Origin of the sequence: Telluribacter roseus (assembly GCF_017355915.2) — a bacterium.
In the GTDB taxonomy this organism is placed as follows: Bacteria; Bacteroidota; Bacteroidia; order Cytophagales; family Spirosomataceae; genus Telluribacter.
The window spans coordinates 195,456-207,550 of sequence record NZ_JAFEUV020000010.1; the positions used below are offsets into that span (position 1 = coordinate 195,456).

At 49.0% G+C, this 12,095-nt stretch carries 11 protein-coding genes; 4 read left to right on the forward strand and 7 right to left on the reverse strand.

Going from position 1 to position 12,095, the window contains the following annotated elements; genetic code table 11:
• Positions 1 to 31: 31 nt before the first annotated feature.
• Positions 32 to 529 (reverse strand): ester cyclase, encoded by a 498-nt coding sequence (locus JTN23_RS18505; RefSeq protein ID WP_247236513.1) that lies wholly within the window; start codon positions 527 to 529, stop codon positions 32 to 34.
• Positions 530 to 650: 121 nt separating this feature from the next.
• On the opposite strand from JTN23_RS18505, the gene JTN23_RS18510 reads away from it, so the two are divergent.
• The gene (locus tag JTN23_RS18510) at positions 651 to 1,520 is read left to right on the forward strand and encodes a LysR family transcriptional regulator (protein ID WP_247236514.1); all 870 of its coding nucleotides are present in this window, start codon (positions 651 to 653) and stop codon (positions 1,518 to 1,520) included.
• 473 nt (positions 1,521 to 1,993) lie between these two features.
• On the opposite strand, the gene JTN23_RS18515 is transcribed toward JTN23_RS18510, so the two are convergent.
• The 4 genes from JTN23_RS18515 to JTN23_RS18530 all read right to left on the reverse strand — a co-directional run bounded on the left by JTN23_RS18515 (position 1,994) and on the right by JTN23_RS18530 (position 6,953).
• Positions 1,994 to 3,811 carry a mechanosensitive ion channel family protein gene (locus tag JTN23_RS18515; RefSeq protein WP_247236515.1) on the reverse strand — a complete coding sequence of 606 codons (1,818 nt, stop codon included), beginning with the start codon at positions 3,809 to 3,811 and terminating at the stop codon, positions 1,994 to 1,996.
• A gap of 253 nt (positions 3,812 to 4,064) precedes the next feature.
• A complete protein-coding gene (locus tag JTN23_RS18520; protein ID WP_247236516.1) occupies positions 4,065 to 4,325 on the reverse strand; it encodes an ACT domain-containing protein in 261 nt (86 codons plus the stop codon).
• 37 nt (positions 4,326 to 4,362) lie between these two features.
• Positions 4,363 to 4,929, reverse strand: a complete 567-nt coding sequence (locus JTN23_RS18525) for a peroxiredoxin family protein (RefSeq protein ID WP_247236517.1) — start codon at positions 4,927 to 4,929, stop codon at positions 4,363 to 4,365.
• Positions 4,930 to 5,453: 524 nt separating this feature from the next.
• Positions 5,454 to 6,953, reverse strand: coding sequence for a BCCT family transporter (locus tag JTN23_RS18530; RefSeq protein ID WP_247236518.1), 1,500 nt, complete (start codon positions 6,951 to 6,953; stop codon positions 5,454 to 5,456).
• Between the two features lie 459 nt (positions 6,954 to 7,412).
• Here JTN23_RS18530 and JTN23_RS18535 point away from each other — a divergent pair, with 459 nt between their 5' ends.
• The 3 genes from JTN23_RS18535 (at position 7,413) to JTN23_RS18545 (ending at position 10,549) form a co-directional block, all read left to right on the forward strand.
• Positions 7,413 to 8,873, forward strand: coding sequence for a potassium/proton antiporter (locus JTN23_RS18535; RefSeq protein ID WP_247236519.1), 1,461 nt, complete (start codon positions 7,413 to 7,415; stop codon positions 8,871 to 8,873).
• Between the two features lie 199 nt (positions 8,874 to 9,072).
• Positions 9,073 to 10,125 (forward strand): L-rhamnose/proton symporter RhaT, encoded by a 1,053-nt coding sequence (rhaT, locus tag JTN23_RS18540; RefSeq protein WP_247236520.1) that lies wholly within the window; start codon positions 9,073 to 9,075, stop codon positions 10,123 to 10,125.
• A 61-nt stretch (positions 10,126 to 10,186) separates the two neighbouring features.
• The gene (locus JTN23_RS18545; RefSeq protein WP_247236521.1) at positions 10,187 to 10,549 is read left to right on the forward strand and encodes a hypothetical protein; all 363 of its coding nucleotides are present in this window, start codon (positions 10,187 to 10,189) and stop codon (positions 10,547 to 10,549) included.
• Positions 10,550 to 10,580: 31 nt separating this feature from the next.
• Here the strand turns inward: JTN23_RS18545 and JTN23_RS18550 are convergent, their stop codons facing one another.
• Positions 10,581 to 11,078: a hypothetical protein gene (locus tag JTN23_RS18550; RefSeq protein WP_247236522.1), complete on the reverse strand. Its 498-nt coding sequence runs from the start codon at positions 11,076 to 11,078 to the stop codon at positions 10,581 to 10,583.
• A gap of 161 nt (positions 11,079 to 11,239) precedes the next feature.
• Positions 11,240 to 11,665: a response regulator transcription factor gene (locus JTN23_RS18555; RefSeq protein ID WP_247236523.1), complete on the reverse strand. Its 426-nt coding sequence runs from the start codon at positions 11,663 to 11,665 to the stop codon at positions 11,240 to 11,242.
• Between the last annotated feature and the right edge of the window lie 430 nt (positions 11,666 to 12,095).

Sequence of the window (12,095 nt, forward strand, 5' to 3'; positions counted from 1 at the left end):
CTGTAGTAGCCAAATGTTAGAAGCGCCCCTTTTACCTCTTGCCTGCCGCGTGGCGTTTTAGCTGCTCTTCCATACCATACCGGTCTACCTGAATCCAGTATTCAACGATTTTGCCTCCTTCTAACCTGTAGGTAGCACTGGCAATCTCAACCAGTGGCTTGCCGGTCGGCTCATGATCATGCAAAGAGGCCAGATGTTTGCCCGTCTGTCTCCAGCGGGCGTACACTTTATCTCCATCGGCCAGCAGCTCGGATATTTCAAAATGGAAGTCTCCGTACATTGCCAGGAACTCCCGCACATGGTCTGCATAGTTTTGCGGCGTTCGCTCTACCACCGTCTCGTTTTCGGCGTTGAGCTGGTGGGCAAGTACCCGCTCCGCCATGTACAAAGACGTATTTTCAGGCTGCCTGCCGGAACGTACCTCTTCCAGAAATGCTTTGACAATCTCTTTATTTGACTTACCTCTGTTGTAGGCAGGGGATGCTTTCAGGTAGCCTGTATCCTGGGCTGGCGCAGCTAAGTTGTTCATTAGGAAAATAATGGTTAAGATTTTCTTCATAGCTATGACTAATTATACCACAAAGGAAATGGGTGGCTACTAATACCGGAAATACTATTTTTGTCAAGTACTAATACCAAATAGGTATCATATGGATCTGAGACACCTTAACTACTTCCTCGTCTTGGCGGAAGAACTACACTTTGGCCGGGCCGCCGAACGCCTCAACATTTCGCAACCGCCCCTTACCCGCATGATCCAGCAAATTGAGTCAGATCTGGGCGTGGTACTTTTTGAGCGTAACAAGCGGAGTGTAAAGCTGACACCCGCCGGAACTGAACTGTGGAAGGATGCTAAACAGATGGTACTGCAGATGCAAACCCTGAAGAAGCGCCTGGCTACCCACGGGCAGGGTCTGACAGGTAGTATCAGAGTGGGATACGTGGGAGCCGTCATGCACAGTGATTTACCCACTCAACTGGCAGGCTTTTCACAAGACAACCCCGATGTTCAGCTACATTTTGAAGAGTACCCCAACCAGAACCTGTTGTATGAGTTGAACAACGGGACACTCGATGCCGCCTTCGTCAGGACCTGGCTACCTACTGAGAACCTGCAGGAGGATTTGTTATGGAGCGAGCCCTTTGTAGCGGTACTGCCCGCTCACCATCCCCTGGCCGACAGGGCCTCACTGCGAGTTGAAGAGTTAGAGCAGGAAAAGTTTATCACCTTTACCCGCGAATGTGGACCTACTATTTTTGATAGCTTCGTCGCTTTATGCGCCAAAGCCGGATTTTCACCGCAGATTCTGCATCATGCTTCCCAATTGAACTCGGTATTGAGGCTGGTAGAAAGTGGCTTTGGGGTATCGCTGTTACCCCAGCGCATTCAGAATGGATATAATCTCAAAGTGGCTTATGTCCCTCTGGAAGATGCTACCGAAAGTATTCCCCTGCTCATGCTTACCCGTAAGGAAAATCCCAATCCGACTTTACACAAGTTGAAGTTGCACCTGAAGTAATTTGAAACAGGTACCTGCTAATGGTAGCAGGAAAGGTAACAGATAGCGTAAGATAGATAAAAACAAAGCAGCCTACAGATAGGTACCTGCAGGCTGTTTTTACTATATCCACATCATTAATCAATACCACTATTACAAGTAGTACAAACATAACGATTATGATACTGTCAGTCAACTGATAACATATAAAAAATATTGTACAATGCAGTTTTGGCACGTTACTTGCGGCAACTCAATTAGACTTACTGATTCATGGGAATCAAGCGCCGCCTCGGAGTATCGATGGCGGCGCTTTTTCTGTTTGGCAGGTAGCTCATAAAAAACCAATGCAGTACATAAGGGCTAGTAAAGCAACCTACCTGATCCGTTAGATATACATGGTTTGGATGATCAGGAAATCACTCACACCAGGAGTCGCAACAGAAGGATGCCTAGGCTTCACCTTTTCAATGACTCGCTATCCCTGATCAATTTTATATTCCATTATTATCAGTACGAATACTGGATCCTTCTGGTGGGTAAGGAATGGAGTTTCTTAGGCTTTCGATGCGCTCAGTACTGAAGTTAGGTATCGGTAAGTCACCCTTTTCCCTCCACTTTCGGACCCGCTCTTCTGCCTCCGCGGCCTTTTCTTCGGATAGGCCCTTATCGCGTGCGATGTAAAGGGTTTGTGAAGGGTATGCGAATCCGGTACCGCTGGCTTCCACTACATCCATCATACGCAGAAACAGGTCCTCCTGTACTTCCAGAAACTGATCATAATCTTTGGCATTGATGTAAGCGAATACTTCCAGTTTCAGGGCATCGGCTCCTATCTCGATAAAGCGTATACGGGCAGGGTTAGGATCTACATGGGGGTGGGCGTATAAGATAGAGCGAAGTTCCACCAGGAGAAAACGGATCTGCTCCGGAGTAGTCTCAAAGCGTAAACTAAATATAGGATGAAACCAGAAGCGGTCGCGATGGGCGTAGTTCTCGATTTTTAGGGTAGAAAACTCGCTATTAGGAATTGTGACAATGGTACGGTTCAGGGTACGTATACGCGTAGACCGCATTCCAATCTGTTCGATCGTACCGATGATGTCGCCCGCTTTGCAGAAGTCGCCTACCCGCACCGGCTGATCAGCAATCAGGGCCACGCTCCCCACGAGGTTCTCCACTGTCTTCTGTACACCCAGTGCCAACGCAATACCTCCAATTCCCAGTGCGGCCAGTCCGGTTGTAACGTCAAAGCCGAATGAATCCAGAATCAGTATAATTCCCAGCAACACTATAGCAATTTTGGCCGCGCGGCGCAGGAAAAGAACAGCAGACACCCCCGCCTGGTGGCCACGGAGTACCATCCGCTGCTGAAAGGTGTTGGCAATGGTTTCAATCAGTTGCCACAGTAGTAATAAGAGGGCAATGAGCCCCACTATTAGGGTCAGAGTACTAAAGCGCTGACGTAGTACTATGGATATACCTACCTGCTGACTCCCCAGAATAAAGAACCAGAGGGCCAGACAAATCTGTATGGGCAAAGAGAACGCCCTGATGATTCCTGCTATGGGCTCCTGTCTGGACTTATGCCAGATGGAAGGAAGTAGGAATAGTATCAATTTAATGATTCCCCAGGCCAGCAGGTACACTACTACCACCAGTAACAGCACCGCTAACCAGTGCGCAATGGGTACTCCCATCCAATTATACTCCTCCAGAACCTCAGGCGAAACTTTATTGACAAGCGGCACCAGGTTTTCTCCCACTATGTCAGGAGGAATCCTCTGGATGGTCTCAGAGGAGAATAACCAGATAGGTCCGCCATCGGGTCCCTGAATACTCTCCAGTACCAAATCAAAAGATTCATTGTTAATGGTAGCTTCACCCACCCGATCCAGTGTAGGCCCCAGGTTATCATCGTTCATACCCCCCGGGTCATCGCTAATCCAGGAATAGGGGTAAATATTTCCATTCTTGTTAAGCAGTCCTTCCAGAGCCCGGGCCAGCACAACCCCATTCTGATTATTCTGAACTGTTGAGTCTATACGGATGTAATAGGCGGCCCTGACGTAGTTCTTCTGGGCAATGGCCTGTATAAAACCTCTCACGGTTCCGCGTGGGGTGCGTCGGCCTAATGAATCACTGGGCCAGGCAGGCTCATTGGCCTGTGACTTTTTATCGGTAGTATCGGGGGAAGGTAGTAGTTGCGCATATACCTGGACAGGGCTCCAAAAAAGCAGATAAAAGCTCCCTACTACCAGCAACAAAAAATAAGGGTACTTAATAAAGTACTTCTTCAGGTATGGTATCATCGTAGTAACAGGCTGAAATATTGTTAGCTGTTAACTAGTTTTGGTACCATCTAGTTACTTCCCCAAATATTGGGCTATATTGCTGCTGCCTTCACTCAGATCATGAGTAATGGCCCTACCCTATTTTCAAGTTTCTGGGTACCTTGTTCTAAACCAGCCGGGACGGTTGCCGCCGCTCCGGGCTTTTTTATGAGTAGCGCACCAGTTGCCGCTGATACGCTACCTTATTCTACTAGTGAGGTTCTGCGGGTAATTATACTTTTTTTACACTCACTACACCCCGTACAGCCCTTAGCCGCCGGGGGATATCAAACAGGTGCCGGGCATCCAGTGTCCGTATCGTCAGGCGACCCCGTACCTGTACCCCGTCCGTCTCAAAGTGCAGGTCTGCTAACCGGCAGGTCTCGTCCTGCTGTATGGCCTGGGCGATATCACTCACAAAAGCCAGCCGTTCCTGACCAACGACCTGATAGACCGTCTGGAGCCAATGTTCAGTTAAATGGGTTGCTGACATAATGATCAGTTGTTGATGATGGGTTGTACTATACTTATTACGCTTGCTTCAGTTGCAAAGCTGCATCCACTACCGCATCGGCCGGGAGGCTTTTGTCGAAGTCCTCGTCCAGAAAATGGTATCGGATCTGCTGGTCGGGGCTGATCACGTACAGCGCCGGTGTAAAAACCTCCTCCGAAATACCCGACACCCGGTCCCAGATCGGAAAGGCTTCGGAGTATACCCCAAACTGACTGGCTACGGTAAAGCCCACGTCATACACCACGTGGAAATTCAGCTTCGGGAACTGACGCAGCAGGGTTTTGACCGGCTCGTTGGAGAATACCAGCAGGTTGAGCCCCTGCGCCCGGAGCTGATCCGCCAGTTCAATGAGCTGCAGTAAGTACGGGCGGGCGTAACGTCCCCAGCACGGGCAGTAAAAACTTACCACCAGCGGCTCTCCGTCGACAAATCCGGGCAGTTGCCATACATCCACCAGCTCGATCTGGTCGGCAAAAGGAGACTGATCACCAGTGACTAGCGGACGGACCAGCTGAGCGGACTGAGGCTCCCCGGAGCGTGGGGAACCGAAGTGGCCTATGGGCTTTTCAAGGTCTTGTATCATAGCTATACTTATGTTAGTCAGAGATGGATTATATACTTTCATTATACTCTATCTAATCTACTAGTTTAGTAGAGTTATTGTTTAAACTAAATAGTCTGCCTGGCAGTAGTGGGTATTCAAGGTATAAGAATTAGATTACTGAACGAAGGAAAAGTGAGGCCTGAACGGGTCGGTAGATTACCTACAACAACAGCATGAAGCCGACAACATGCGCGGCATGCTGGCAGACCTAACGGTATGCTGGCCAGTGCTTACGGATGAAGTACGAATGTACTGTGCGATTATCATGCTCATCAAATAAGTGGTTGTACGACTTGTACTGATGGGTAAAAGTGAATAGACAATTTTAACTTTCCAAACTTTTATTCAAATAAATATTATCTATAACGGGCGGTGCGCATGCTGCTGCGCCAGGGGGAACAGCCTAACTACTGCATTTCAAACCAGCTCCGAGTACCTACTGGTAATCCCAAGTACTTACGGCTTCAGCCGTTCCAATTAGCCCCAAATATCTCAGATACCAGCTAGGTTATATTCTTACTCCTTTTTTGGCGCCGGATCATGCTGACAAACTTCCAGATCAGGTACAGGTATATCCCACTGAAAGGTAAGGCCATAATGATGAGCAGGTTGCTGACGGCCTGTATCACCTGCTGACTACCGACAGCTACCAGCCCCACGGCCGTAATGGTAATGATCCCGCCCCACCAGAGCTTATGAGCAGCGGCCGGATTGGGGTTACCATCCTGGCTGAACATCCCCAGTACAAAAATGGCCGAATCTACCGAGTTGATCACTGCGATCAGTACCAGTCCCATAGCCATAGCAACGGTGAGGCTACTAAGGGGAAAGTACTCCAGGAATCTGAACAGGGAAGTGAACACATTGTCAAACTCGCCCCCGTAGGCACCATTCTGACTGATCAGTGAGAAGGCCTGATGTGCAAATATCGAAAACCAGAGCAGCGTACCCGCCGACGGTACGATCAGCGTAGCTATTAAAAACTGGCTGATACTGCGCCCCCGGGAGATGCGCGCCATAAAAATACCGGTGAATGGTACCCAAGCCAGCCAGAAGGCCCAGTAAAAAACGGTCCAGTCGTTGCGGAATGATACATCAGTCCTGTACGAGCCGGTGGACAGGCTCATATCTACAAAATGCACCAGATATGATCCCATCGCCCCTGCTACATCAGGAAAAAAACGGGTCCAGTCCAGGAAACTGGCTATGTATGCCAGTAAGAGAAGTGAGGCGGCCAAATCAAAATCAGCCAGATACCGAATAACCCGCTTGAGGCCGGTCAGGGCAGAGGCAGTTGCCACCAGTCCAATGCCGGTAGCGGCAAGCAACAGGAAGGTACGCCCCCCGGCAACGGGCAAAAACGCCTGCAGACCACCGGTAAACTGACTAGCTCCCAGGGCAAGCGAGGCGACTACACCGATCAGCGTAATCAGGGTCATGAACAGGTTACTTAAGGCGGCGGATTTCTGACCGTCGAATGGACAGGCCGCGTGCAGAAACGTGGTACTGTCGCGCCGATGGAGCCGGTAGGCCACGATGAGTCCGAACAGACTGTACATGGCCCAGGGAGTAAGTCCCCAGTGAAAGAAGGTGTACTGCAGTGCCACCTGTTTTCTTTCTACCAAGGATACTGGCGGATGCTGGTAGTAGTATACCGGTTCCTGGACCGCACGCAGCAACAGCCCCGACCCCATGCCCGTGCTGTAGAGCAGGGCAATCCAGCTAAACAGGGAGTAGTCCGGCGGCCCGCTCCCCAGCCGTTCTTTGGCAAAGGGTAAAAACAGACATCCCACACTAACAGCGACCACCAGAAGCCCGACCACCAGGTAGTATCGACCAAACCAGGCAAGCAGAGCGGCGTTGGTCTGGCTGAGCACCTGGCTCAAACCTTCCGGGAAGACCAGGCCAGACAGCAGGATGAGCCCCCCCAGCAAAATACCTACAAGTATGGGTGGACTCGTGCGTAAAGTGGAAACGAAGGATTGGTGTGACGATCTCTGCAAAGCTCTTGGATTTATGTCGTTTGCCCGCCCTTCCTCACAAAAGGCAGAAATCAGCATATATACACCAGGCTGAGCTTTTGTGAGAGCAGAGCCTGTATCAATTCTTACTCAGGACTTCCCTCCTATTGATCGCTACTTCGCATAAGAGAGTTTTGCAAGATAGTGTCAAAAAGTGATTACTGACTAGATTTGACGTAAGGCGATCCTACAATCTTACTTGTCCCCTGATTACGCTCCATGAACTGATACATCTATTCTCACTTTACTTTGGAGAGATAATGGTACCATTAAGCCTGATCGAAGTCAGGAGTCCGGTAGAAAATAACATGTACGAATAGTACCCGGCTGGCTCCTTCTGAAAAATCAGAAAACATAGAAAGCCGCTTTCTAATTATTTAATTATTCCTGATTACCTACTACCACCATTGCCAAATCCAGTATGTACCTAGCCTGTAATGAATGAGCATAACTACCGAAAATATACTTTTAGTTGGATCTCTACTTCTAATCATTGCTATTCTGGCTGGAAAAGTTTCTCATCGCTTCGGCGTACCTACGCTGGTCTTCTTTCTGGCTACGGGCATGCTGGCGGGCTCAGAGGGGATCGGGGGCATCTACTTCGATAATCCCAAAACAGCTCAGTTCATTGGTATTGTCGCACTTAACTTTATCCTGTTTTCGGGCGGACTCGATACCCGCTGGCGCGCCATCAGCCCCATTCTCTGGAAAGGACTCACCCTTTCATCGCTTGGTGTACTTATCACGGCTGTATCCGTTGGAGTATTTGTCTGGTACATCACCGACTTTACGATCTACGAGGGGCTACTACTGGGATCCATCGTTTCCTCCACCGATGCTGCCGCCGTATTTTCTATTCTACGATCGAATAATCTGGATCTGAAACATAACCTGAGGCCTATCCTTGAGCTGGAGAGTGGAAGCAATGACCCCATGGCCTACTTTCTGACCATTGCCTTTACCGGACTGGTCGTCAATCAGGATGCTTCTATTATCGATATCATTCCGGCCTTCGTCAAGCAGATTACCATTGGTGTTTTGTTTGGCTTTCTTTTTGGAGAGCTCAGCAAGCGGATAATCAACCGGATTCAACTGGGCTCAGAAGGCCTTTACCCGGTACTGGTCATTGCTCTGATGTTCCTTACCTTTTCCGTAGCAGATACCACAGGTGGGAATGGCTTCCTGGCCATCTACATTTGCTCGGTCTACCTGGGTAACCAGGACTTACTCCATAAGAGGACCATTATCAAGGCGTTCGATGGCTTTGCCTGGCTCATGCAAATCGTGTTGTTCCTTACGCTGGGACTGCTGGTGTTTCCCACTCAGATACTACCCCTCATTGGCATCGGGCTGCTGATCTCGGCGTTTTTGATTCTGGTAGCCCGGCCACTCAGCGTCTTCGCAAGCCTCTGGTTTTTCAGGCTACACTCCCAGAGTCTGCTCTTTGTTTCCTGGGTAGGCTTACGGGGAGCGGTACCCATCGTATTTGCTACCTATCCTTTACTGGCAGGAGTAGAGAAATCACAGATAATCTTTGACATGGTATTCTTTATTTCGCTAACATCAGTACTTATTCAGGGTACAACGCTCCCCATGGTAGCCAATTGGCTGCAGGTTGCAGAGCCCGAACAAGACATGGCCAGCACTATTAATGTGAAATATATAGAGGGCGCCGCTAAACCTGAATTTGCGGAATTTAGGGTAACTGAAGGCTCTCCGGCCTGTGGAAAACGGGTTGTAGACCTGCATTTTCCTCAATCATCCTTAATAGCCCTGATCAAGAGGAACGGTAAATACATTTCTCCCAGTGGTAGTACTATCCTGGAAAAGGATGATGTGCTTACCATAATAGCAGAAGATCCCGAAAGCCTGGAGGCCATATCCGGAATACTGAAATTCTAAATAGCTAACCCGGAGGAATGACTACTACCTGATATACCTGCATCGGGAAGCTCCATGCCAGTATTCATTCCAGCTACCCTCCCTCTGCATACCTATTTCTATACCAGCCTGCTACACTCTTTGTTGGTGATCCACGTACAAGCGACACTTTTAAATGATATATTTCGGGGTTAGGTACATAGAAAGATAACTCCATAGTATGCAAGCTGTATTAGGTATCATTTACCACACGATCGGTGGTGGGTTCTCGGGCAGTTTTTACATGCCCTTCAGCAAAGTTCGGGGCTGGTCCTGGGAGAGCTACTGGATCGTGGGCGGACTCTTCTCCTGGCTCCTTGTCCCTCCCCTGGCTGCCTACCTGACCATTCCTGACTTTCCCGCCATCATTGCCTCAGCTGACTTTGGTACCAAGTCCATCACGTTCATGATGGGATTATTGTGGGGCATCGGTGGCCTCACCTACGGGCTGGGGGTACGGTACCTGGGCATGTCACTTGGCAACTCGGTGGTATTGGGTTTCTCATCGGCCTTTGGTGCCCTGGTCCCTCCTATCTACTACAACTTTCATCCTGTTGAGGGTAAGGCTTCCTTTACCGACATGCTGGCATCCGCGGGTGGACAGCTGGTGCTGCTGGGGGTGATCGTATGCCTACTGGGCATTGCTATATCAGGCCGGGCGGGTATGCTGAAAGAAGCCGAACTTTCCGAAGAAGACAAAAAAGCCTCGGTTAAGGAGTTCAGCCTGGCGAAGGGACTGATCATAGCCGTGATATCGGGCATACTGAGTGCCTTTTTTAACTATGGCATAGAGGCAGGAAAGCCCCTGGCTGATGAAGCTGTAGCGCAGGGCAGCAACCCTCTGTTCCAGAACAATGTGACCTATGTGGTACTCTTGTGGGGCGGACTCACTACCAATTTCCTGTGGTGTATGTACCTGAATGCCAAGAACCGAACCTTTGGCGACTACACCAATAAGAGTACCCCTATAGCTTCTAATGTACTATTTGCCGGTATTGCCGGAACCATGTGGTTTCTCCAGTTCTTTTTCTATGGTATGGGCGAGAGCAAGCTCGGCAATGGGGCCTCCTCCTGGATTACGCATATGGCTACCATCATTCTGACGGCTAATATGTGGGGCTTGTATCTCAAAGAATGGTCGGGGGTATCCGCCAGAACCTTTCGAACCTTTGTAGCAGGTATTGTTGTAATACTTGTTTCGATTGTGCTGGTAGGGATTGGAAATTCGTTGTAACAGCAACAAGACCCGGTAGTAGTCTGTGTGTTGCTCATTCTAAAGAACAAAGAAGCTGACGATGACACGAAATACCCTATACGCGTACTCCCTGCTACTGCTGATCTTTATCAGCGGCTGCGCTCCAATGCGTTATCCCTATCCACCGGACGACACAGACAGGGATAGAGACAGAGAGGTACGCAACTACCGATTAAGTGAGTTAGGTATTCCCAAAGGACACCTCCCCCCTCCGGGAGAGTGCAAGGTCTGGTTTCCGGGGCGGCCACCCGGCCAGCAGCCTCCGCCGCAGTCATGCGGGTCGGCTCTGCGTGATGCCCCGTTAGGAGCCTGGGTCATCGTGCATGAAGGCCAGCGATACAAGGTCAATATCTATAACCGCACCCGGCGCAACCTGATCGATGAAGTAAGGTACTATGAGTAGCCGTAGCTCCAATGGCCTGGTGTAATCTGCATCAAGAGGGGTTAACTTCATTGCTAACGAATCTATCCAGCCGGTCCTTCCACTTATGGATGTACTTATAGGTCGGATACTTGTCTACACATTCTCTTAGCAGGTTGAGCTCCTTTTGCTGCTGTTTTGTCTTCTTATACAGGTACAGGAGCCTTTCTACCTCATACGAGAAATGGTAGATGCCCAGGTGATTCTCCTCGCATTCACCAATGAATATACACTCCTCATACAGGGCAATGGCTCCCTCCATATCCCCCTGCGTCTCGAGCTCAAGGGCGGTGACCCGCTTACCTGCTATCAGGTCAAAATCCTGTTCGGTTTTTATCTTTTTCTGATACCTGGCCTGCATTACCTGATACTCATCTTTCAGGAGTATGACAGAATTATCCTTATTGGATAAGGCTACCTTGATCAATTTGGTTAACTCTCTGGATCCCGAAGCCGCTACAAATCCCGGGGTCAGTTCATGTAAGGGTACTCTCACTAAATGGTCAAACATACAGGGGCTACTACTACTATTGTATCACAATGAAAAAGCTGGCAGTGCATCCGCTGCAATTACTGTTCCAACTTTACAGATGATAAAGTAGCCCCGGGGGAAGGGCATTAACTATACATAAAGTACCTGATGTAGTATCCGGCCTGCCCTACTTTATAAACCTATGCATCGCCAATAAAGTACTTTCTAATCCCTTCCAGCCCCCTCAGTCTATCCAGATCCTGTAATAAAATCGGTTTTTGCGACACATCTATCACACTGGAGTAGTTCAGAGCCCTGGCTCTCTCATCGGAATCTATAAGGGCTGAAACTATGCAGATCTTAATAGCTGGGAATAGGTGTGCGAAGCGCCTGGAGTACTCAGCCACAAACTCCAGACCGTTCATGACTGGCATATTGATATCTGAAAATACCAGTTCCGGCGCTACCTGCTCTTCGCCGGCAGCTAACCTTTCAAAGTACTCTATGGCCTCTTTTCCATTTCGTAACGTAATAACATTGTCAGCAAATCGGCCTTTGTTGACCATCATCTTTAATACGTAAAGAGAAGAAGGATCGTCATCAATTATAAGCAGGTCTCTTATCATAAGGCAGAGTCAACATTTGAAACAAGCCGCTCTGGCTTGAAAAATGTACTTCCAGTAAGGGATTCGGGCATTAGCTCCTCCCCCAGCGGGCTTTGGTCTGGCTTCTAACTTGATTAATGTTGCTTTCTATTCACTAACACCTCAGTCATTGAGCATACTGCATGTGCGGGTAGTGCATCATTCGTCAGCCAGGTCTTCCTACCAGGATTTACTAATACAATAGTTAACAGGCTGATGCTTTTCAATGTTTACATGCCCGACCGCATTTACTTTTTATAGGTATAGCTGAAAAGGGGACACTGGTACGTGTTCGATTTGTTGACTATTTAAAATCTGACTGAACAATAAGCATATCAATTAACCTATTGCAGGTTCTGGTACAGAGCTGTCTGGCTTTTGATCAGGAACAGTACCCGGATCATTTCAGAAC

Excerpts from the sequence above, each read along its gene's own strand:
- JTN23_RS18505 (WP_247236513.1), bottom strand. The coding sequence starts at position 529 with ATGAACAACTTAGCTGCGCCAGCCCAGGATACAGGCTACCTGAAAGCA.
- JTN23_RS18510 (WP_247236514.1), top strand. The coding sequence starts at position 651 with ATGGATCTGAGACACCTTAACTACTTCCTCGTCTTGGCGGAAGAACTA.
- JTN23_RS18515 (WP_247236515.1), bottom strand. The coding sequence starts at position 3,811 with ATGATACCATACCTGAAGAAGTACTTTATTAAGTACCCTTATTTTTTG.
- JTN23_RS18520 (WP_247236516.1), bottom strand. The coding sequence starts at position 4,325 with ATGTCAGCAACCCATTTAACTGAACATTGGCTCCAGACGGTCTATCAG.
- JTN23_RS18525 (WP_247236517.1), bottom strand. The coding sequence starts at position 4,929 with ATGATACAAGACCTTGAAAAGCCCATAGGCCACTTCGGTTCCCCACGC.
- JTN23_RS18535 (WP_247236519.1), top strand. The coding sequence starts at position 7,413 with ATGAGCATAACTACCGAAAATATACTTTTAGTTGGATCTCTACTTCTA.
- rhaT (WP_247236520.1), top strand. The coding sequence starts at position 9,073 with ATGCAAGCTGTATTAGGTATCATTTACCACACGATCGGTGGTGGGTTC.
- JTN23_RS18545 (WP_247236521.1), top strand. The coding sequence starts at position 10,187 with ATGACACGAAATACCCTATACGCGTACTCCCTGCTACTGCTGATCTTT.
- JTN23_RS18550 (WP_247236522.1), bottom strand. The coding sequence starts at position 11,078 with ATGTTTGACCATTTAGTGAGAGTACCCTTACATGAACTGACCCCGGGA.
- JTN23_RS18555 (WP_247236523.1), bottom strand. The coding sequence starts at position 11,665 with ATGATAAGAGACCTGCTTATAATTGATGACGATCCTTCTTCTCTTTAC.